The sequence below is a fragment of the Herpetosiphonaceae bacterium genome (assembly GCA_036374795.1).
Taxonomy (GTDB): Bacteria; Chloroflexota; Chloroflexia; order Chloroflexales; family Kallotenuaceae; genus LB3-1.
Genome location: DASUTC010000340.1, coordinates 1 through 22,247 on the forward strand (window position 1 = coordinate 1; position 22,247 = coordinate 22,247).

Annotated in this window: 19 protein-coding genes; all 19 read right to left on the minus strand. The window is 64.1% G+C overall.

Annotated features, from left to right (window positions below; all coding sequences use genetic code 11):
• The coding region (locus VFZ66_26065; GenBank protein HEX6292676.1) for a phosphotransferase at nt 1-1,153 on the minus strand (1,153 nt) is incomplete at its 3' end.
• A complete protein-coding gene (locus VFZ66_26070) occupies nt 1,138-2,667 on the minus strand; it encodes a hypothetical protein (protein HEX6292677.1) in 1,530 nt (509 codons plus the stop codon). The genes VFZ66_26065 and VFZ66_26070, both read right to left, overlap by 16 nt.
• Nucleotides 2,668-2,679: 12 nt before the next feature.
• Nucleotides 2,680-3,657, minus strand: a complete 978-nt coding sequence (locus tag VFZ66_26075; protein ID HEX6292678.1) for a sulfotransferase — start codon at nt 3,655-3,657, stop codon at nt 2,680-2,682.
• A 1-nt stretch (nt 3,658) separates the two neighbouring features.
• The gene (locus VFZ66_26080) at nt 3,659-4,609 is read right to left on the minus strand and encodes a sulfotransferase (GenBank protein ID HEX6292679.1); all 951 of its coding nucleotides are present in this window, start codon (nt 4,607-4,609) and stop codon (nt 3,659-3,661) included.
• A gap of 71 nt (nt 4,610-4,680) precedes the next feature.
• Nucleotides 4,681-5,796, minus strand: a complete 1,116-nt coding sequence (locus VFZ66_26085; protein HEX6292680.1) for an efflux RND transporter periplasmic adaptor subunit — start codon at nt 5,794-5,796, stop codon at nt 4,681-4,683.
• Between the two features lie 82 nt (nt 5,797-5,878).
• On the minus strand, nt 5,879-6,691 hold the full coding sequence (locus tag VFZ66_26090) for a hypothetical protein (protein HEX6292681.1): 813 nt from the start codon (nt 6,689-6,691) through the stop codon (nt 5,879-5,881).
• The gene (locus tag VFZ66_26095; protein ID HEX6292682.1) at nt 6,688-8,265 is read right to left on the minus strand and encodes an O-antigen ligase family protein; all 1,578 of its coding nucleotides are present in this window, start codon (nt 8,263-8,265) and stop codon (nt 6,688-6,690) included. The genes VFZ66_26090 and VFZ66_26095 overlap by 4 nt, the downstream gene beginning before the upstream one ends.
• Nucleotides 8,259-9,230, minus strand: coding sequence for a sulfotransferase (locus VFZ66_26100; protein HEX6292683.1), 972 nt, complete (start codon nt 9,228-9,230; stop codon nt 8,259-8,261). The genes VFZ66_26095 and VFZ66_26100 overlap by 7 nt, the downstream gene beginning before the upstream one ends.
• Nucleotides 9,231-9,263: 33 nt before the next feature.
• Nucleotides 9,264-10,949 (minus strand): alkaline phosphatase family protein, encoded by a 1,686-nt coding sequence (locus VFZ66_26105; protein ID HEX6292684.1) that lies wholly within the window; start codon nt 10,947-10,949, stop codon nt 9,264-9,266.
• Between the two features lie 133 nt (nt 10,950-11,082).
• Entirely contained in the window at nt 11,083-11,808 is a 726-nt protein-coding gene (locus VFZ66_26110) for a sulfotransferase family 2 domain-containing protein (protein HEX6292685.1), read from the minus strand.
• A complete protein-coding gene (locus tag VFZ66_26115) occupies nt 11,805-13,376 on the minus strand; it encodes a flippase (protein ID HEX6292686.1) in 1,572 nt (523 codons plus the stop codon). The genes VFZ66_26110 and VFZ66_26115 overlap by 4 nt, the downstream gene beginning before the upstream one ends.
• Complete coding sequence (locus VFZ66_26120; GenBank protein ID HEX6292687.1) at nt 13,369-14,526, minus strand: diguanylate cyclase; 1,158 nt, start codon at nt 14,524-14,526, stop codon at nt 13,369-13,371. The genes VFZ66_26115 and VFZ66_26120 overlap by 8 nt, the downstream gene beginning before the upstream one ends.
• 67 nt (nt 14,527-14,593) lie before the next feature.
• Entirely contained in the window at nt 14,594-15,673 is a 1,080-nt protein-coding gene (locus VFZ66_26125; protein HEX6292688.1) for a Gfo/Idh/MocA family oxidoreductase, read from the minus strand.
• Complete coding sequence (locus VFZ66_26130; GenBank protein ID HEX6292689.1) at nt 15,673-16,368, minus strand: sugar transferase; 696 nt, start codon at nt 16,366-16,368, stop codon at nt 15,673-15,675. The genes VFZ66_26125 and VFZ66_26130 overlap by 1 nt, the downstream gene beginning before the upstream one ends.
• Nucleotides 16,369-16,388: 20 nt before the next feature.
• Complete coding sequence (locus tag VFZ66_26135) at nt 16,389-17,657, minus strand: DegT/DnrJ/EryC1/StrS family aminotransferase (protein HEX6292690.1); 1,269 nt, start codon at nt 17,655-17,657, stop codon at nt 16,389-16,391.
• 5 nt (nt 17,658-17,662) lie between these two features.
• A complete protein-coding gene (locus VFZ66_26140; protein ID HEX6292691.1) occupies nt 17,663-18,820 on the minus strand; it encodes a biotin/lipoyl-containing protein in 1,158 nt (385 codons plus the stop codon).
• Nucleotides 18,817-19,863, minus strand: a complete 1,047-nt coding sequence (locus VFZ66_26145; GenBank protein ID HEX6292692.1) for a transketolase C-terminal domain-containing protein — start codon at nt 19,861-19,863, stop codon at nt 18,817-18,819. The genes VFZ66_26140 and VFZ66_26145 overlap by 4 nt, the downstream gene beginning before the upstream one ends.
• Before the next feature lie 12 nt (nt 19,864-19,875).
• Nucleotides 19,876-20,838: a thiamine pyrophosphate-dependent dehydrogenase E1 component subunit alpha gene (locus VFZ66_26150; protein HEX6292693.1), complete on the minus strand. Its 963-nt coding sequence runs from the start codon at nt 20,836-20,838 to the stop codon at nt 19,876-19,878.
• Nucleotides 20,835-22,196: an alkaline phosphatase family protein gene (locus tag VFZ66_26155; GenBank protein ID HEX6292694.1), complete on the minus strand. Its 1,362-nt coding sequence runs from the start codon at nt 22,194-22,196 to the stop codon at nt 20,835-20,837. Before VFZ66_26155 ends, VFZ66_26150 begins: the two co-directional genes overlap by 4 nt.
• Between the last annotated feature and the right edge of the window lie 51 nt (nt 22,197-22,247).

A 22,247-nucleotide genomic window follows, 5' to 3' on the forward strand; every position in this document is an offset into this window, starting at 1 on the left:
CAAGCCAGCGGACAAGGGTCGTCTGATGATCGGCGATCCAGCGCGCCAGATTCTCCTTGCGCCGCGCCTGATCGAACCATGTCTGCGCGCCCGTGCTGCCGTAGCGCTGCCACAGCACGACGACGCGGCGGAGCGTCAGGAATTGCCAGACCAGCGGCAGCAGCGCCAGCTCCGCGTGATCGATCGCGCAGCGCGTGCGGTAGCCGTCGAGAAACGCCCGCATATGCCGCACATGAAAGCCCAGGCGGCTGCGCGCGAACGACGGCAGCGCGGTCGCCAGATCGGTCAGCCGCCAGTCCAGACGAGCCAGCTCGAAATCCAGAATCACAATCGGCGCGTTGGGCTTGAAGAACAGGTTGTAGGGGCCGTAATCGCCATGAATGATCAGCCGGGGCAGTGCCGCCGCGCTCAGTTGCCGGTCGAGGCTGAGCAAGCGCTGCTCTAGCCGGTCCGCATCAGCCGCAGCCGGAACCTCGCGCCGACACCGGTCGAGCGTCTCGATAAACCAGCCGATCTCACGCACGCGCTCGCCCGATCGCGACGTGAAGCCGTGCGGATGCTGGCCGTCGGGCATGAAGTCCTTGAGCGTGCTGTGCAGCGTGCCGAGCGCCGTGCCCGATGCGGTGATATAGCGCTGCTTTTGCGCAGGCAGCAGGCAATACTGGTGATACTGAAAGTAGCCCTCAAGCACATCGAACACGGCATAGCAGGCTGCTCCCTGCTGAATCAGCGTGGCGCCATTCAGCGCCACGTTGACGCGCGGAGCCGGAACGTCGAGCCGCGCCAGGTGCCGCAAGATCGAATGCTCATGGACGATCGCCGCCGGATCGACGGTGGCCTTGTAGCGCTTGAGCATTTTGGTGCCGCCAGCCGTGGGCACGATCACGCTGTCGCTGCGCCCCGCGCCCGCCGGAGCCTGCGCCGCATCCTGAGATTGCCAGCCGTACGCCGCCAGGATCGTGTCGATCGTCGCCCGATCCAGCGCTGCGGATCGTCGCCGGGCAATCAGCTGCCGGTACAGCCGGTCGGGGCGTGGCAGGTAGTAGGCCGGGCTGGCCGGGAACACGGGCATCGCGCTGCCGCGTGCGTGCCGCTCATCGGAGCGAAGGCCGTCGGTTGTGTGCGAGCCGATCATCGTTATAACAACTTCCACAAGGCCGCCTTGACGCGGAGGATCACCTCGTCGAGCGGCTGCTCGGCGTCGATGTGCGTGAGATCGCCGTCGGTCTGCGCGATCCGCTCGATCGCCGCACTTTTCGCCTCGATCGCCGCGCGCTGATGCGTCGGTTTGCGCTGTTGGGAAACGTCGGGGCTGACGTGCAGCGCAAAAAGGTGCTCCGGCGGCAGGATGTTGCGGTAGAGCGCTGCCTCGGCCTGTGCCAGCCCGTGCCCCACCGCGCCCAGATGTCCGTTGCCGGTGGCGGCGATGCGCGGCCCGTCGACGATCCGGCTGTCGAGCCGCACGGAGTCCAGGGGATAGCGATCGTAGATCACGATCGCGCCCTGCGCCGCGCTGCGCCGACCGTGCAGATAGCGCCGGTAGCGGTCGCGGCCATCGGCCAGGTAGCGAAGCTGCTCCAAGAACCGGCGCGGCCTGTCCGCCAGCCGCGTGATGCGGCTCTGCGGGCCGAAGACCCGCCGACAGCCGCCGGAGACGAGCTGCGCCAGACCCGTGAGCTGCTTCAGCGCGCGCGTGCGGCGCGACGGCTGGTTGCTGCCCATGTAATAGCTGCGAACGACCATCCGCCATGAGAGCCACGTGACGATCTGCTGGACGATCGTCGATTTGCCAGCGCCGTCCGCGCCGATAAAGGCGATCGTCATGCCGCCCGACGCCGGAGTTTTGCGCTTGTCGGGCACGCGCAGCAGCCGCGCCAGGATGCGATCGAGCGGCCACTGGCGCGATAGCATGACTCGGTAGTAGATCGCGCGGGCGCGGCGGCGGCTGTAGCGCTGGTAGGGTGCGAGATCGCGCCGGACCCGCGAGCGGAGCCGGTAGAGCGTCCAGCCCGCTCGCGGCGTGCGCTGGATCGTGTCGAGAAAATGAAAGATCAAATCCGACGAGATAAAGCTGGCATCCTGCTCCAGCCGATGCGCGATCTGCGTCGGATTGGTCTGGTGGAGCAGCGACAGGCACTCGCCGAGGATCGCCCTGGGAATGCCGCTGGATCTGCCGAGCCGCAGCATGTCGCGCAGCACGTCGCGATCGCGGTATTTCAGCAGCGCCCGCAGCACCAGCACGATCAGCTCAAGCTCAGGCACGGGGATCGGTACGCCACGCCGCAGGTAGGTGTGCTCCAGAAACGGCTGCTCCAGCGGCAGGTAGTAGTTTTTGACGAACTGCTCGCCAAGCACCAGCCGGTAATGGATATGCAGATGGATCAGTCGGCCCGTGCTCGGATCGAAGCCCAGATAGTCCTCGATCGCCGGAAACTGCCGATGAGGATGCGAGATAAACCGCTTGAAGTCGTGCCGATGCAGCAGCTCATAGAAGCGCTGGCTATCCTCGCGATCGACCAGCAGATCCAGATCGGTCTTGCCCGCCAGCGAATCGGCCAATCGGTGCGTGCTTTTCCAATGGCAATAGCGAATCCGCTCCTCGTTCAGATCATGGAACAAGGCGCTCACGACATGCAGCGCTGTCGAGGATTGGCCGATGGCGTTCATGCGCTTCACTCCTTACCGATCGCCTGTGCGCGGAACTGCCGCAAGCTCATTGACGTAGCCGAATCGCTTGAGATAGGGCCGAAACCAGAACCGAAACCAGGCGTTGCTCCACGGCGCGATATAGTCGCGCCAGCGATCGGCGGCGTGGGCGTCGAACCCGGCCCGGCCCGCCTCGAAGCCCTGGCTGACGACCACCTGCTGGAGCATAGCCTCCTGAAAATCGACGCCGAGAAACTCGCAGACTCGCCTGATCTGCCCCTCCGGGTTGCGCACCAGATCTTCAAACCTGAGCACAAAGTAGCGGCGGGGATAGCGCTGCTGGTAGATCCGGCAGCGCAGGACGCTCTCGAACCAGACCAGCGTGGTCTGCAAGAGGATGTAGAGCTTGAAGAGCTGCGGCAGGTGCTTCAACTGCCTGTAGGGCGTTGTCACCGGCGCTTTGCTGCGTCTGCGCAGCTCGGAGACGAAGATCGCGCGCGGATCGCGCAGCATATGAATCACGCGGCCCTCAGGAAACCATTGCAGCAGCGTCGGCACATAGCGCACATGGGCCGGTGTTTTCTCTCCGGCAATGCGCCTGCCCTTGCGCTCGGCGTAGAGTTGCAGCATCGTCATGAACAGCGCGCGCTCGCTGCGATCGGATGCCAGGATGCGCTGGAGCAACTCGTCGTGGTCGACATGCTTCAAGATCCAGCGCCACTGCGAGCTAATGCCCCGATACTTTGAGCCCCGGGCAAAACCGTCGGAGTAGATATAGCCGACCAGCCTGCGAACGTTGTTGTCGTCGGCTAGATCGCCGAATTTGCGAAACTTGTGCCGCGCGCCCTCCGACGGGATCAGATGCCCAAGAAAATGCGTCTCCCGGCAGATCGCGATCTGATCGGAGGTGTTGAGCGTTACGCGCATCAGGCTGGTTCCGCTACGGCTCACCCCGACGATGAAGATAAACGGCGTGGTGGCTGCTTCGTCTGGACGACTGTCTTGAGTCATATCAGCATCCTCCGGGTGGTGTGACCGCCGCTGCCGCTATCTCGTCGCATGCCTGGTTTACGTCCTCGTCGTCATAGGCATAGCCCGCCAGGAAATCGAACTGCTCGATCTTGCGCCTGACCAGATCGATCGACGCATCGCTCCACGCGACGCTGTAGCGGCTTTTGGGCACCGCCGCGTACAGGATGCCTGCGCAGACCTGCACGTACTCCTCCGGCGCGTCGATGCCGAGGAAGGCGCAGAGGGCGCGCAGCGTGTTGCCGGGCTGGACGATCAGGTCTTCTTGCCGGACCGTCAGCAGCTTTGCGCTGTCGAGGCCGCTCCTGATCGCGGCGAGCGCGCTGCAATTCTGGAAATACTGCGTTATCGCGTTCTCGAACGTGCGACCGCCCCGCAGCATCAGGGTGCTGATGTTGTCGTATGGGTTGCGGATCACATGGATCAGCTTGACATCGATGCCCGCCATGCAGCGCTCCAGCCGATGCAGCAGCGCCGGATTGCTTGCGAAGCGCTGCGTGGACTTGCCCGCTTTGCTGTCGCCGATCACCTTGAGCGTGCTGAAGCGTCCCTGCCACTGGCCGGGAACCGCGTACGAGTAGCGCTTACCGTTGCGGCCTCCCTTGGTGCGGCCTTTCCTGGCCTGCTTCCGCGACCGTTCCAGCAGCAGGTGGAAGATCTGCTCGCGACGGAAGCCCGCCGCGACATAGCGCAGCGCGTCGACCTCGTCGGGCAGGATAACGTTGGGATGTGCATCGAGGAGCGCGCCCATGATGCTGTGTCCGCTGCGCGCATGGCCGATGAACATGCAGTAGGTGGCGATCGTCTGGAATGACGCTCGCTCGCTGCGCGCGCGATAGTACGATGTGACATAATCGCGGGCTATGCGCGCATATTGCGAGATAGTTTCGCCGGAGCCGCGCTGGTCCCTGGTAGGTGCGTGCATCGGTTGCATCGTCTCTCCGTTCTGAGTTTCAAGTTTCGAGCTGCCTGTTCGTCGCACTGTGAGCTGTGAGCTTTGAACGTTCATCGCGTGCCGATAGCCACCGTCGCGGTCATATTCCAGCGTACGCGCTCGTCCTGCTGGTCGGGCGTGATGATCACCGTGTAGGCGCTGACGGTCGCGGGCGGATCGTCGGTCGCGACGGGCTTAATACGTGCGACTTTGCCCGTGAGTGTGACATTAGGGAGGGCATCGAAGGTAATCGTGGCCGGATCGCCCTCGTGGATCTGCACCACGCTCAGATCGGCCAGGCCGCTGGCCTCAATCTGCCAGGCAGAGATATCGGCGACGACGATTGCGAAGCCGTTAGCGCGCGGCACTTCGCCGGCTTTGACGCTGACATCGATCACGGTACCGTCGATCGGCGAGCGGAGCGCAGCCAGATCGAGCGCGAGTTGCTCGCGCTTGAGCGTGGCCTCAGCCTGCTGAATCTTGGCCTGGGCCGTAGCGAGCGTGGCGGCTCTGGCGCTATTGGCTGCCTCGGTGGCGGCGGTGTACTTCTCCTGCCTGGTGTCGGCATTGACCTTGAGCGCGGTGGCAGCCTGAAGCAGCGTCTGAGCGCTGGATTCGAGCAATGCTGCGGTGGTTGTCCTGCCCTCGGCTCTGGCCTGGGCCGCGTCGGCGCGCAGCTTGCTCGCGTCGGCCTCCGCGCGCAGCGTGGCCGCTTCCGCTTCAGCCTGGATCGTGGCGATCTCGGCCTCCGCGCGCAGCGTGGCCGTGCTGGCATCGGACTCGATCTGGGTGTACTCGGCCCGCGCCTGTGCCAGAACAGCCTGCGCGTTCTCAACCCGAAGCTGAAGGTCGCGCGTGTCGAGATGGGCCAGCGCGTCGCCCTGCTTCACGGTATCGCCTTCGTGGACCAGCACATCCTGTACAAGCACGCCATCGCCGATCCCTCGGTTCGGGAAGCTGAGCTGCACGCTTTGCACCGGCACGACCAGCGCCTTGGTTTCGATCGCCGCCTCGCTGCTGCTGACGTTTTCGGGTGGGGCATCTTCGCCAGGCTGTGCGGTGCTGGGCGGCGCTACCTGTCCCGTCGATGGCCGAGCATCCGTCTGTTGCGCGTTCAGCACGATGACTGTCGCCGCTGAAAGGATCAGCACCATGATCCAGCCGACGATGAAGATAAGCTTACGCATAGCGAACCTCGCGCATCGAGCAGCCCCGTCGTATCGATCTGGTGGCGCATGGGTTTACCGATAATCCCAGATTCTTCATAGCTCAACTCCCAAATCCATCGACCTGCATGACCGCAGCAACCTCGGCGAGATCCGCAGGTCTGTGCCGCTCGACGTAGGCCAGCAGCTCGGCTTTGCGCTCGAAGACATGCGGCGCGCAGTAGCGGCTGGACAGAAACGCAAAGTACGCTTTGGCGTCGATCGGTAGGCTTCGCGCCAGCAGCGCTGTGCTATCGAACGGGCTAAACTCGCGAAAGCATTTCACCCGCACATACTCGGACGGAAGAACGGTATAGCCCAGGGTCATCAAGAGCGCCAGCCGGTGGCAGCCATCGGCCAGGAAGTAGCGCCCTGCGACGTGCTTGCCGGTCGGCGGACCCTGCCTGTCGGTCGTCGGCGGCAGCAGGCGCTCTGCGGTTTTCAGGATGATCGGAAACTGGGGTTGAAAGCCGTGAGCCGTCACGTCCTCGTAGAGCCGTGCCGCGCGTCGCACGCGGCTGATAAACTCCTGCTCCAGCGCCGCCGCGTCGCCCAGCAAGTGCGGCTTGCAGCGGATCGCCTCCGAGGTCATGAACCAGCGATAGTACGATCCCTGCCTAACTTCCGCGACAAAGGCATCGAAATCGGCGGCGTACCGGTCGCGCTGCGCCGCATAGAACGTCAGAAAATCACGGCGGATCAGAACATCGTAGCGCAGCGGGCTGACCAGCGCGGCAATATCGATCCCGCTCGCCAGCTCCGGCGCTGCTATCCAGTACCAGTAGTTGCCGATGCGCGCCACTCTGCGCACGTTGTTGACGACGCTGCTCATGGTTTTCCGCAGATGCAGCCTGCGCGCGGGTCGGATCGCGCTCATCGCTTCGGCCCTTTCGATCGACGCATGTCGTGCGCGTACTCGTGCTGCTCGATCAAACCCGGCGGCGTTGCGCGCTCGACAGCCAGCGCTCGGCGTGGCTGCCGCGTCCAGCGCGGCGGCCCAATATCGCCTGGCGCGAGATGCGTCGAGATCAGGCTGGCGATCAGCCCCAGCGCCAGCCACCAGATCGTCGTGCCGAACAGGTTGGACTGGATCATGTCCATGAAATTGCTCACCGTGAAGTGATCGAGCAGCAGCAGCCACAGCAGCACGAGCAGGTGCCAGCTCAGAAAGCCGTGGCCCGGCAAGCGATGCCATACTTTGCGGCTGAGAAGCAGCCACCAGACTACTGGGAGCATGTACAAGACGAGACTAACTGCGCCCATCTCGGCGATGAATAGCAGATAGGTGTTGTGCGAGGTCTGCTCCTCGCGCACCGCCAGATCGGCCACGCGGGTCTTGAACTGCTCGTCGTATAGGTCGTAGGTGTCAAAGCCCCAGCCCAGCCACGGCCTGCGCTCGATCATATTGATCGAGGTCGCAGCACCCAGCACCCGGCCTTTCGCCGTATCTTGATCACCCAGTCGCTCGGTCGCCCACGACATCTCCTGCGCGAGCACAACGCTGATCACCGGCAGCCCGATCAGCGCGACCACGATCGTCCAGCGGCGCATGGTCGCGGGATAGACCAAGAGCAGCCCCAGCCAGACCAGCAGAGCGCCGAGCCAGCTTCCGCGCGAGAACGAGAAAAAAACGCCCAGATAGGCCAGCCCAAGCATCGCCAGCGTCAGCACGCGCCGGCCACGCGAGCGGCTCTGCATTCCGTACTGCAAGAGCAGCAGCGCCAGAAAGAGCAGCGTGCTGGTATAGACCGCCGGATTGCCGAAGGTGCCGACGGTGCGCTCGCCAATGCGGTTGAGCCAGTGCTCCGGCAGCGTTTGCGGCACGAACCAGCCGAGCAGCCCGATGATTGCTTCGACGACGATGGTGATCGAGCCAGCCCAGGCCAGGCGGCTGAGATCGCGCGTGGTCGGCGCGATCAGTCGTACCAGCCAGTACATGCACAGCGGCACGAAAAGCCGATCGTAGAAGCGCACGAGCGTCTGCGCGGGCCTGGGCGTCAGCAGCATGATGTTGGCGATGGCTAGCAGCACAAAGATCAGCATGAACAGCTCAGCCCGTCCGAAGCGCACCGGCTCGCGCTGACGCAGGCCCAGCCAATCGCCAAGGATCACGATCGCCAGCGCGCCTGGGATCATCGCGCGGTGCAGCAGCCAGTACATGATCCTGAACGAGGGCGTCGGCGTGATCACGAAGTACGGAAAGATCACAATCCAGAGGATCACCGCCACGAACGGATAGCGCAGGAAGAGGATCGCGGCGGGCACGATCGCGCCGAGCGGCACCAGGAAGATCCACTGTCCGCCGACGATCAGCAGCGCGGCGACGAGGCCGAAGCTCACGCCCAGGAGCGCCGGTAGCCAGTCGGGCAGCGCCGCGCCGGGATGCAGCGCACTGCGCGGGCCGTGGCCGAAGATCGATCTGCGGATCAGAGATAGGCGTGACGCTACCACGATTCGCTCCTTGCCTGGTATCCGTACTGCCAGCCTTGCGTGCCAGCGCCCAGGCGGATCGCGGCGAGTTGATCCTCGCTCAAGACCGCGCGCCATCGCTCGTCGACGCTGATCGCCGTGCGCTGCGTGAGACGCATCGCATTGCCGATGATATGGTGGCTCTGCGGCCACAGGTCTGCCGAACGTAGCGCCGGATCGACGCCACAAAACCGATCGAGCCGCGCGAGTGTGTCCGACGCATCGCGGCACAGCGCTTCGTAGCGCACCAGCAGCCGTTTGTCGGGCGGCAGACCGGCCAGTGTCCGCTCGATCCGGTCGTGGAGCGTGGCCCACTGCCGCGCCGCCTCGCGCGTGTCGATCGCCGCGCCGCGTCGCAGCCGCGACGCAACCACGCCCCGCACATCGCGCACCAGATGGATCGCCCGCAGATCGAGCGCCGAAAACCGCCGCAGCGTCGGCAGCCGCAGCCGATCTTTCGAGGTATCCACAAAGACGCGCCCGCCGGTCACGTCCAGCACCGATTCGACGAATGCCGCGTTGCGCGCCACCAGCCGCCTGACCCGCTGCCGCTCGCCGGGATAGGCGTCGCAGAGCGCATCGCGCAGCGTGTTGAGCATCGGACGGCGAAAGCGGCGCTTGCGGAGCCGCTGGATCACAGGTGGGCCGCCCAGCGCAAGCTCGGTATCGAAGTGGGCCGGATCGAACGGAAAGCCGCGCTCGCGCATCGCGTCTGCCACTGCCTGCCAGAAGGCGCAGCGCTTGATGCGCTGGCCGCACGAGCAGAGGTAGCTATCGGGATCTTCCCGCGCGATCAGCCCATTCATCTCGCCGATCGTCACGATCTGTGGATGAGCCGACAGCAACAATGCCAGCAGCGTTGCGCCGGAGAACGCGGTCGTCTCGATCGACACGAAGATCGGTCGATCCTGCGCCGCGTGCGTTGCGTGTTCGGCTCCGTCGATCATGCTCATCCTCCGAATCGTCACCTGGATCTGCGGCTACTCGAAGTAGCCCAGCGCCCGCAGCCGGTCCCGGATCTGCGCCTCGTCCTCAGCCGACATCTCTTCCTCGCCGAAGGCCAGCGCGTGCTCGCTCGGCCAGTACTCCATCGGCGCGCCCTGCCGCACCGGCTGCGCCGCGAGGCGTTCTGCGACAAATGCCCCGGCGATCACACGGCCATCCATGTCCGATGGGATCGGCAGGCCCAGCGCATGGAGCGTCGTCGGCGCTACGTCCTCGATCTGCAAGCCTTGCAGCGGCTCCGCCTGAGCGCGCATGCCCGGCCCGTGCGCGATGAAAATGCCCTGGCTGCGGTGCTTGGCCGGTCCCGACGCGACCGGACGCCTGGTGACAACCGAGCTGTAGCTGCTGAGGTAGTAGCTACAGCCGTAGTCGGGATCGAGAATCGCGATCAGGTCGGGGATACTCGCTCCCGTCGCGCCCTGGTAGTAGTCGCTGCCGCGAAAGACGCGCTGGACGATGCGCTTGCCGGTTTCGGGGTCGGTGATCTCCAGCAGCTCGCCCATGATCGCCTGGGCAAGCGCGGCCTGCTCAGGCTCCGGCACCCGCAGCCGAATGCCCATGATGTTATAGAAGATCGGCACGCAGTACGCCTGGCTGCGCTCCAGGTCGACCGCCGTGGTGCGGCGATTGGCCGCTTTCCTGATCAGCGTGCTGTCGGCCAGGCCCGGTATGCGGTGGATCAGCCTGCCGATCTTGTCCCTGGACAGGCCCAGCCGCTTGAGCCAGTGATCGGGGCTGGCGAGCGTCGTGCCGCTGGCGCGAGCGGCCAGCCAGCCGCGCTGGTGCAGCCAGTTGTTGCAGTGGAAGCGCCTCGTCTCGACCGGTCCCATGCCGTGGTCGGACATGACTAGCGTTACGGTCTGCTCACCCGCGCGCGCTACCAGCTCCCCGACGATCTCGTCGAGCCGGACATACACGTCGCGGACGGCCTGGCACAACTGCTGAACGTCAGGCGGGTCGTCTGGCTGTGGCGAGCGGTGGTAGGGCCAGAGATAATGGCCCATGCGGTCGGTGCTGGTAAAGACCACCATGAAAAAGTCCCACGGCTCCGACTCCATCAGCTCAAGGCTGACCGTAGCGCGTCGCTCCTCCATCTGCCGAAACTCCTCGACCAGCGCCAGGCTCGGCGCGGTCAGCTCCGGCTCGAAGGTATCGACGTGCGGCGTTTTGTCCATGAACCGTTCGAGATCGATCTGATACTCGGCCAGCCGCGCCGAAAGCTCAGGCGGATGGGTAAAGACCGGCGCGCTGCTCGGCGTCAGCAGGCCGGTGATCATCACGCCGTTGACCGGGCGCGGCGGGTAGGTCAGCGGAATATTGACCAGCACGACATGCTGATCGTGGTGCGCGATCACGTCCCACAGCGCCGGAGATTTGAGGCTGCGCGCGCTGACCAGCTCCGGCTCGCTCGCGGTCGGAGCGTCGTCGTCGAAGAGCTTGACGAAGTGATAGACGCCGTGCTTGCCGGGCCGCTTGCCAGTCATGAACGTGCTCCAGGCCGCAGCAGTGATCGGCGGGATGCTGGAGTGCAGCGCGCCCCAGCTTCCCTGCTGGCGCAGCCGGGCCAGATTCGGCAGCGTCCCATCGCGCATCCAGGGATCGAGCACATCCCAGGTAGCGCCATCAAGACCAATGATCAAGACTCGGTTTGGGGTCTGCATCGCTTCCTCCTCGCGATCGGCGCAGGATATGAGCCGTCTTTGCGAGAACAAAGAACAACGAAACAGAGAACAAACAGGAAGCCAGTTCTGTGATGCGTTTTGTTCTGTGTTCTGTGTTTAGCTGTTCTCACGATTAGAGATAGGCTTTCAAATGCTTCCAATAGATCGATCTGAAGACGTTAAACACGTCGAACTCTAGCTGATTCCACCAGGGTACCTCAGTCGGCCCCCACTCCGGCGGGAACTGATAGCCCCACTGCTTCATGAACGGGCCGAAGATGCGCCGGGCGCGCGGGATGATCTCAGGCGTGTAGTACGACCAGAAATCGCCTGCCTTGCCGCTGGTTCGGTTGACGATCGGCAGCGGACGGATCGGCTGAATGCCGATCAGTTCAAGCGCGCTGGCAAAATCGTCTTGAATGCTCTCGAACCTGAGAATAAAATCGAACTGTTTATGCGATAGCTGGCTCCAGTTATTGTAGGGAATCTTGTAGAAGGTCTTGAAAAACGTTGGAAAATCAGCGCTTCTCTGCCGTACGAAATGAAATGCCAGCTTGTCGAAGTAATAGATCGACATGCGTTTCTTACCGACCTTGCGGGGATCAGTAAATTGCTGACGATGATCGGTTTTATATTTGAAGTAGTGACTCACCGCGTCGTCAAGCGGATTACGTATCCCGGCGAACACAAGGTACTTCTTTTCTTCAGCGCTGGCGCTCTTTAAAAAGTCGCAGTACGTGGCGTGCTTCGACAGGATCGGCTTGCCATCGTAGTGTGCTCGCAGCTCGCGGCTGATCGCCGTGGAGCCGGTGCGCGGCAGCTCGACAAACAGGTAGCGGTATGTGTGGCTGATGATCATCGTGGGCGGGCCTTTCTGCTCAAGCGTCGTCGCAGGTGGGCGAGCACAACCCGATCTTCCGAGGTCAGTCCCAGGCCAAGGATCAGGCCGATGTAGATCGCCAGCAGCAGCGCGCTCTGGAACGCCGCGTACAGCAGATCGGCGCTGCCGGGCGACCAGTAGCCGACGATGAGCGCCGCGCCGAGCGCCGCCCCGCCTGCCGTCAGCGGCTTGATAAAGCTTCGGTCATAGGGCAGCAGCCGGAACAGCCAGAAGACCTGGATCAGCCGCAGCAGGTTCGTCACGCCGACGACGATCAGCACCGACAGCCCCGCGCCGACGATGCCCCATGCCGGGATTAGCAGGAAGCTCAGCGCCACCGAGAGCGCCAGCCGCACGATGTTGTTGATCAGCTTGAGCGTCGTGTGGCCGGTCATATCGAGGATCAGCCCGCACATGCCCGTGCTGACATCGACCATGATCGCGCACGCGATCAGCGTCAGCGTGGTCGCGCCCGTCACGAAGCTTTTACCGAACAGGCTAAGGATCTGCGTCGGGAACAACACCAGGATCAAAAAGACCGGCAGATTAACCGTCAGGCTCCACTTGGTCGTCGTCTGGTACATGCGGCCCATCTGCTCGCGCTCGCCCTGGTCGTACAGCTCAGAGATGATCGGTCGCGAGGCGGTGGCAATCGCGCTCTGGAACATACTGCCGAACATATTCATCTGGTTGGCGACCGCAAAAATACCGACATTCGCGACACTGTTCAGCGCGCCGAGCATCAACGTCTGGATGTTGTCGCGAAAGGTCATCATCAGATCTGATAGGAAGACCGGCACCGAGAAGCCGAAGATCTCGCGCGGCTCGTGGCGCGCTGTGCGCGGCGACCGCCGCAGCGGAAACAGGTTGTTCAAGAAGTAGAGCAGCATCACGCAGCCAACGGCCACGCCGATGCCCATCGTCGCGAGCGCGCGCGCCGGGTTGAGTCCCACCACCACGAGGACGATCACCAGCACGAGCCTGATCAGCGGCTGGAAAAAGTCCTGCGCGATGGTCGCGTACCGCATCGTCTTGAAGCCCCTGGTGGCGGATGCGGCCATGTTGCTCAGCGTCAAGACAGGGACGATCAGGCTGGCGATGCGCAGCAAGGGCGCTAAGCGCGGCTGGTGGAAGATCTCGACAGCGATCGGCTGCGCCAGAGCAAACAGGGCGGCGCTGAGCGCGAGGCTGAGTAGCGTGGAGAGGCCGAGCCCGATCTGGAGCACGCCCCACAGTCGCGCCTCGTCCCGCCGACGGGCGAAGATCGGAATATAGCGCACCAGTGTCGAGTCCATGCCGAAGGCCGACACAGCGGCGACGACCGAGAGCGCGGTGAGCGCGAGGTTGTAGAGGCCGTACTGCCCGGCACCCAGCGCGCGCGCCAGCACGAAGGTGATCACCAGACGGCAGCCAAAGGTAAAGAGCTTGCCGACAAAGGTGATCGCGCCGCCCTTCGCGGCGAGGAGTACATGCTGCTCCACGATTGGCCCGTTGAGGCCGTTGCCGCGCGCCGCGCTGTCGGATGCCTCGAACACCGAGCTACTCATGGTCCGCGCCCTTTGCCATACTGAGCTGGTACGTCGCCAGGTTGGGCAGCACAGGATACACGGTGCCCCGCGCGGCAGCCTCGGCCTCCTGGAGCGCGCGCCTGGCGATGCCGACCAGCTCCTCCGGCTTGATGTCGGGATGCCGGTAATCGGCGCAGCCGACGAGCGCCTGGAGATTCAGCGTGGCATCATGGTGCGCCAGCTCAAGCGGCATGGCTGTCAGCCTGGCCTGGAGCTGGCTCATCGTCTCGATCGCGCGCTCTGCCGGGGTGTCAAGCAGCAGCACGGCGAAGGTCGTATCGTCGAAGCGGGCCAGCACGTCTTCTTCACGCAGCGCCGCAGCGAGCAGCAGCGCGACGCGCCGTAGGGCTTCGTGCCGGAGCTGCGCAGGCAACCCTGCCAGAGCCTGCTGGCGGTCGATGTTGATCAAGGCCAGCGTGAGCGGCGCGCTATTGCGTCTGCTGCGCGCGATCTCCTGACGCAGCCGCAGCTCGAAGTAGCGCCGGTTATAGACCTCGGTTTCCTGATCGAGGATGTTAAACGCGACGATCTGCTGGCCGGGAGCCTGCAAGTAGGCCGAGAGCAGGGCAAAGCCCGCGCCCAGCACAAGGCCCATGATCCCGCCGAGCGCCAGATTCAGCGGCTTGTTCGGGCTGATCGGCGTGCTCGGCGAGTTGGCCCGATCGAGCGGCTCCAGCTTATAGGTTTCGTAAAGGTCCTGAACGTAGGCCACGGTTTTTACGCCGACGGCGTTGGTCATGTTGCGCGCCAGGACTCGATCGTGCGCCTGGGTTGAGATCTTAAGCACATTGGTTCCCGGTATTAGCTGGCTGGTAATGCTCACATCGCCGCGCTGCGCGCTGGTCAGGCCAAGCTCGCTGGCTGCGAGCTGCTTGATCAGACGGCTATCGGCAACCTGCGTGAAGGTCGTGCCGATCTCGGTGCGGCGGCTCAAAATATCTACCGCCGCCGCCAGGTCTTTGTCGTTGCGAAATGCAGGACTCAGCTTGACGACAAACGTGGCGCTGCTTTCGTAGAGCGGAGCCTGCGTAAAGGTAAAGTAGAGCGTTGCGGCGTAGGTGATCGTGAGCGTCAGCAGGACGATCCACCATTTTCGTCGCAGGATGCTGAGATAGGCTCTTAATTCCATGGTGCCTGCCTTTTGCCTGGACGGCGATTGGGAGCCTCTGGACCGGCGGTGGTAGCGTGCGTGCCGATCAGTATTCGATCTTAAGCTCAACGCCGCCATTCACCAGCGACCGCTGTGCGGTTTCCAGCGCTTTGATGACCTTAATGCCGTCCTCTCCATCGCTGCGGGGGGTCGTGCGGGTGCGGATGCAGTGGAGAAAATGCTCACACTCACGCTGGAGCGGCTCGACCCAGGTGAGCGGATAGACCAGCTCCTCGCCGTGGCGATACGAGGCATGAAACTCTTCTTCGGTGATCGAGTACGGCGGTATTTCGATGCCTTTGTCGTAGATCACCACTTTGTCGTCGGCAATATCGTCATAGACCAGCATCTTCTTGCTGCCGACGACCGTCAGCCGCCGACGCTTGACGGGCGATAGCCAGCTCAGCCGCAGGTTGGCGACCACGCCGTTTTCAAAGGTCAGGTTGACGTAGGCGACCTCGTGCAGGCCGCGCCGGGCGTTGACAAAGGCCGTACCCACCGCGCTGACTTTCACCGGGTCCACGCCGAGAATGAAGCGGATCATCGAGATGTCGTGCGGCCCCAGGTCCCAGATCACGTTGATGTCGGGCTGGAGCAGGCCCAGGTTGGCGCGGGTCGAGTTGAAGTAATAGACATCGCCTAGCTCGCCCGACTGGACGATCTCGCGCACGGCCTCGACCGCAGGGTTATACTCGAATGTGTGGCCGACCATTAGCGTCAGCCCGCGCTCAAGGGCCAGATCGGTCAGCTCGCGGGCCTGGCTGGACCACGCCGTCAGCGGCTTCTCAACCAGCACGTGCTTTCCGGCGAGCAGCGCGGCCTTTGCCAGGTGGTAGTGCGCTTTGACCGGCGTGGCGATGATCACGGCGTCAATGCCAGCCGCCAGCAGTTCCTGGTAGTCTCTGGTGACGGCTACCTCCGGGTAGAGCTGCTTGATACTGGCGAGCCGTTGCTCCTGAAGATCGGCCATCATCGCCAGATGCGAGCCGGGCAGATCTTGAAAGTTGCGGGCCAGCTTCGGCCCCCAGTAGCCGCACCCGATGATCCCGATCCGCACCTGCTCGACGAACTGCGGCTCAGGCGCAAGGGCGATATGCTGCCGCTGAGCCGTAAGGGTCATGCTCATCATCCACCTCCTTTTCCAACCAGCATGACGAACGGAGTGCGTAGGATGATGTAGAGATCAAGCCACAAGCTCATGGTCTCGATATAGTTGAGGTCGATCCGCACCATGTCGTCGAAGGAAACCTGATTGCGGCCTGTCACCTGCCAGAGGCCGGTGATTCCAGGCAGCACGGCGAGGCGCTGCTTGTGCCAGTCATCGTACAGCGCGTATTCATACGGCAGCGGCGGTCGCGGCCCCACGAGGCTCATCTCGCCGCGCAGCACGTTGATGATCTGCGGCAGCTCGTCCAGACTCAGCGCGCGCAGCATGCGCCCCGGCTTGGTGACGCGCGGATCGCGCTTTAGTTTGAGCGAGCCCTGCCCCACGTCCTCAGGCCGGAGATTCTCGCGGATCAGCCGCTCGACGTGCGCGCGATGGATCTGGCTGGGGCTGCCGACATGCATCGAGCGGAATTTGAGCATCGTGAACGGCGTGCCGCCCTTGCCGAGGCGCTGCTGACGGTAGAAGATCGGGCCGGGCGAGTAGAGCTTGATCGCGACGGCGACCGCAAGCATCAGCGGGCCAAACAGCAGCAGCAGACCGCCCGCCAGGATCAGATCGACGGCGCGCTTCAGCCGCCGGTAGCCGGAGCCCCGCAGCGCGGATAGGCCGCGCGTCGGTGGTCGTGGTCGGATGCGTGTGTTGAGCTTCTGCATAAGTCCCGCCTCGCCTCCTGTTAGCGTGGTGTCGCCCACGAGCCGCCGACCGGGATAAACGGCACGCTGGAGCGCGGAGCTGGCCCGCGATCGTCGCCGACCGCCCGCGCCTGAGCCGAGCGATCCAGATGTTTGGTCAGTTGCGCGCAGACGTAGTCGACCTGCTCTTCGGTGAGATGCGGAAACATCGGCAGCGACAGGATGCTCGACGCCGCCGCCTCGGATACGGGGAAGTCGCCCTGCTGCCAGCCCAGGTCGCGGTAGGCCGCCTGAAGATGCAGCGGAATCGGGTAGTGCAGCCCCAGGCCGATCCCCTGCTCGCTAAGCGCCTGGTAGGCCGCGTCCCGGTCGGCCAGCCGGATCACAAAGAGATGGTAGACGTGCCGCGATCCCGCAGGCTCGACCGGCAGCACGATGCGCTCGTCGCCCGCCAGCCGCTCGCGGTACCATGCCGCCGCCTGTCGCCGCCGGGCGTTCCACTCGTCGAGCTTGCGCAGCTTGATGTCGAGGATCGCGCATTGCAGCGCGTCGAGCCGCCCATTCCAGCCGTCGGGCGACACATGCACGTATTTCTGGCTCTGCCCATGATCGCGCCAGATGCGCATCGCCTGATCCTGCTCCGCGCTCCGGGTGATCACCGCGCCGCCCTCGCCGATCGCGCCCAAATTTTTGCCGGGGTAGAAGCTAAATCCGGCGGCCTCGCCCAGGGTGCCGACGCGCCGCGCGACGCCGTCGCTGGTGTAGCTCGCCCCGTGCGCCTGGCAGGCATCTTCGACGACGCAGAGCCGGTAGCGCGACGCAAGCTCCAGAATCGGCTGCATGTCGGCGGGCAGGCCATACAAGTGTACCGGCATGATCGCCGTCACGGGCCGCCTCGTCGCGCGGTTGATCAGCCGTCCATCCTGATCGACCCGGCAGCCCGTCGCGACAAACTCGGCCAGTCTCGCGGGCGATAGCGTGTAGGACTCGCTGTCGACGTCCACGAAGCAGGGATGCGCGCCCAGCATGGTGATCGCCTCGACGCTGGCGATGAAGGTATTGGGAACGGTGATCACTTCGTCGCCGCGCCGGACGCCGCAGGCCATCAGCGCCAGCTTCAGCGCATCGGTGCCGTTGGCGCACGCGACGGCATGGCGCGCGCCGCAGTAGGCGGCAAAGTGCTCCTCGAAGGTCGCCACGGCGTCGCCGCCGATAAACGCTGATTGGTCGATGATCGCATCGATCGCCTGCGCGATCTCGGCGCGCAGCTCGTCGTGCTGTGCTCGCAGGTCAAGAAACGGAACGTGCATAGCCCTCACCCTTTCGTCTCGACGGCTTCGCGCAGCGGCGTGATCTCGACGTTGACGCGCGTTTTGGCCGCGTGCTGCGCCGGTACCGCTTGCGTCAGCACCGCGCCCGACGCGATCAGCGCGCCCTGGCCGATGCTGATATGTGGCTGAATGAAGATGCCGGTGCCCATTTTGACATCGTCGCCGACCTGCACACAGCCCGACGTAGCGACGCTCGGCCCGGTGGTGATGTGCGAGCCCCACAGGTTATGATGATCGATGCTGTTGTAGGCGCTGATGAAGTTGTTGTTGCCAAGCCGCGTCTCGACGCCGAGATGCACAAAGGCGCAGATCACGTTGCCCTCGCCCAGCAGCACGCCGCGATTGATCCTGGCGCTGGGATCGATCGCGTTGACCAGCGGCATGTTGCAGCGTTTGAGCTGCTCGTACCAGCGGCGGCGTACGCGGTTGGATGTCGAAACCGCGATGATCGCGGCGTCGCAGCGACCGGCGCGAAACCATTCTTCCGCCAGAGTGGATGGTCCGAGCACCGGCAGCCCGTAGATCGTCTGGCCGTGCAGCGCGGCGTTGTCGTCGAGGTAGCCCATCACCTGCACGCGCGGATCGTGCGCCAGAATATCGACGACCTGCATCGCGCCGAGGCCCGCGCCCAGCACCAGCGTGCGCTGCACCCGCATCCGCGCATGGTCTACCGGATAGGCGCGCTGGTCGAGCGGCGAGAAGTAGGCGTCCTTGTCGTCGATCAGCGGCAGCACGTCGCGCTCGGTGATGATCGATTTGGCCGGAAGCTGGCTCAGCGGAATCCGGTGCGCCTCGATCAGGTGCCGCGCCTTATCGGTGATTTTGCCGGGAAACGCCGCGAGCGGTGGCTGCTCCGCGCCGTTCGTCTCGGCGGTATGGAGCCGTTGGCGCGCTCCGGCTATCGCCTGCGGGCTGTCGACGATCAGGCCGATCGCCACATTAAACGGGATCTCGCTGCCCTCGTCGCTGCCCCAGACCAGCCAGCCGTCGTCGGGAGCCTCGATCGCAAACACGACCTTGGTCGTCTCGACTTCGCAGATCTCCTGGTGCTGCTGCACGGGAGCGCCATCTGCAACCAGCCAGCGTACCAGCAGCGCCGACTCGCTGTTGACATCTTTTTGCGGGATCATCAGCGGGATCATATGCCTACTACCTTTGCGCCATGCACCATGCGTGTCGCCGCGCGCACCAGATCGATTTTCTGCGGCAGCGCGGCGTCTTCCAGTGGCCGCGTGCAGGGAATGATGCCGTCGGCGGCTGCCACGCGCTGGACGGGACCGCGAAGCTGCGTCCAGTAGCGCTCCTGCACCTGCGCCGCGACCTCCGCGCCCCAGCCGCCGGTGAGCGGCCCTTCTTCGACGACCAGCAAGCGCCCGGAGCGGGCCAGCGCTTCCGCCAGCCCGTGGTCGGGCAGCGGCTTGATCTGGCATGGGATCAGCAGCTCGCAGCTTATTTCATGCTCAAGCAATAGTTGCTCGGCGGCCTGCATCGCCAGCGAGGTCATTCCTCCGTAGCACAGGATCGTGACATCGCTATACTCGAAGTCGGTCAGCGATAGGTAGAGTGTGTCGAGCGGTGCGCTGCCCAGCCGCCTGCAACTAAAAAGATCGGCGAGTCCATGCTGGGGCAATGCATGGAACTCGCCATACAGGAGTTTATTCTCCACAAACAGCGTTGGCCCTGTGCCCTGAAGCGTGGCGTAGATCAGCGCCTCTCCCAGGTCGTGCAGGTGGCTCGGAGCCAGGATCGTCAGATCGTCGACCGACAGGAACAGCCGCTCCATGGTCTGGCTGTGCGTGGGGCCGTAGCCCCGTCGGCCACCCATCGGCGTGCGAATCACGACGGGGCAGCGGACTTGATCGTCGTACATCTGGCGGAATTTTGCCGCGTAGTTGATGATCTGATCGGCGCACAGCGTCAGGAAATCGCCAAACATGATCTCGACGATCGGGCGCAGGCCGCGCAGCGCCATGCCGTTGGCAATGCCGACGATCGCCGCCTCGCTGATCGGTGTCGTCAGCACCCGCTCCGGCCAGCGCGTGCTCAGGCCGGTCGATACCTTGAACGCGCCGCCGTAAGGATCGAGAATGTCCTCGCCCAGCAGATACACCTCAGGATGCTCCTCGAAGAGCCGGTGCAGCGCCCGATTCAGAACATGTACACAGCGTTCGGTCCGATGAGTCATCGTTCGTTCCTACTACGTAATGGCCGGTACTGCCGGAAAAGCCGCCGCGCGTGCCTGCTCCACTGCCTGCGCGATGCGCGCCCTGACGTGCTGCTCGATGGTGTTGCGGCGATCGGCGTTGAGCTGCTGCGCAAGCCGCCGCAGCGGATCGCGCGCCTGCCACGCGGCGATCTCCGCACTGTCGCGATGATCGTCGCTCTTGCTGTGCGGGCAGAATCGGTAGGTGTCGAGGATCAGGCAGAATGGCTTGCGCTCGTGCTCGATATAGGCCCAGGCCTCTCCGGCCAGTCCATGAACATCCTCTACCGAGGCCGGGCGGCACTGCACTGTCTCGATGCCGAATGCCTGGGGCCGCGCCGCAATCTCGCCGCTGAGCTGGAGCCGCGACGGTGTGCTCTGGGCGTAGAAGTTGTTTTCGACGACGAACAGCATCGGGAGCGACCATAGCGCCGCGATGTTGAAGGTTTCGTAGATCACGCCTTCGCCGAGCGCGCCGTCGCCGATGAAGACGATGACCTTCGCGCCGGAGTGTTTCTGCTTTTCCGCCAGCGCGATGCCCGCCGCGCACGGCACGATCCCGCCGAGCACGCCGTTGGTGTAGAAGTTTCCGGCGCAGATATGCTGGCTGCCGCCTTTGCCGCCGCAGATGCCGCTCTCGCGGCCCATGATCTCCGCCAGCAAGCCGTCGACATCATCGCTGTAGGCCAGATAGTGCCCGTGGCAGCGGTGATTGCTGAAGACGATGTCGTCGCGCGTGAGATGGCTCAGCAGCCCCACCGCGTTGGCCTCCTGCCCGATGTAGGCGTGAGTGGTGCCGAAGAGCTGGCCCTCGGAGAACAGCTCAAGCACGCGCTCCTCGAAGTAGCGGATCAGGAACATGCTGCGGTAAAACTGCTCTAGTCTGGCTGTCGCTAACGTCGATAGACGGCGCTGCTCAAGAGCAGCGATCGGATCTTGTTTGACATAATCAATCATGCGCTCAGGCTCCGTCCGTCCATGTCGTGCGGCGTCGGCAGATGCAGCAGGTCGAGGATCGTCGGCGCGACATCGGCGATGTGCGGGCGGCGCTCGATCGCGCGCAAGCCCTGGATGTACAGCAGCGCGTCCGGCGTGGTATGCATCCCGACCAGCGAGTCGCTTTTGAAGGTCAGGCGCGGCTTGCCGAACGGCCCCTTGGGATCGTAGCCGTCGCGCATCGCTACCACCAGATCGGCGGCGGCGGCGGCGTGCGGGCCGTGGTACAGCTCCTCGCGGGTGTAGACCCGCTCGACCATCGGCTCGCCTGTTGCCGGATCGACCATATCGACGATTGCCTCGGCGATCTCGCGGCGGATACGCTCGTACTCCGCGCCGGGCGTGATCTGGCCCTGCGGCTCGCGCCCCCGGACGTTCAGGAAGATACGGCCAGGATCGAGGCTGTAGGCCACGCTCGACGCCGCCATGTCCTGCAAGCGCTGCGGCTGGTCGCCGGCGTAGCGCAGGTAGCCCGCGTCGTGCAGCCAGGTGTTGAGATAGACCTCTTGCTTGATCGTGCAGAAGCCGTGGTCCGACAGAATCACCAGCGTAGTATCTTCGTCGAGCCAGCTACGAACCTCGCCGAGCACCTGATCGACGCGCCGGTAGAACTCCAGAAAGGCGGGAGCGTACGTCGCATGGCCCTGCTCCATCTCCTCCCAGAAGAAGTGATGCAGCCGATCGGTTTCCATAATGTGAACCATGAAGAAATCCCAGGCCTCCTGGCTCCAGAAGTAGCGCATCGCCGCGATCCGCCGCTCGAAGACCTCGTCGAGATGCGGCAGGAAGCTGGCTTTGTCGGCGCGTGCCCGCAGCGGATCGGCGTCCACGCAGTAGTTCAGCCGCTTGAGCGCCTGCGCGATCTCGGCGTTCGGCGCGGCCTTCTCGACGCTGGGGCTAAGGAAGCAGCCGACGACGATGCCGTTGACCTGGCGCGACGGATACGTTACCGGAACATTCATCGCGAAGACGCGCTTGCCTGCCGCGCTCAGCAGCTCCCACAGCGCCGGGCTGCGCATCGTGCGCGAGGTGGGGATGAAGGTCTTGAGCGATCCGGGCTGTCGATCGACGAAGCCGTAGATGTTGTGCTTGCCTGGATTCTGGCCGGTCATGAACGAGGCCCACGCCACCGATGAGACGTTGGGGATGGTCGTATCCATCTGCGCCAGCGTGCCCTCGGCGGCAATCGCGCGAAAGTTCGGCAGCTCGCCCGCCTGGAACAACTGCTGAATGTATGTGTAGGGCACGCCGTCGAGGCCGATCGCGACGATCCGCCGCTTGCGTCGTCGGCCACCCCGAAATACATCGCGCAAGTGCATCGTTTCCTCCGAGTTTCAAGTTCCAGGTTTCAAGTTTCAGGTTTCAAGGTG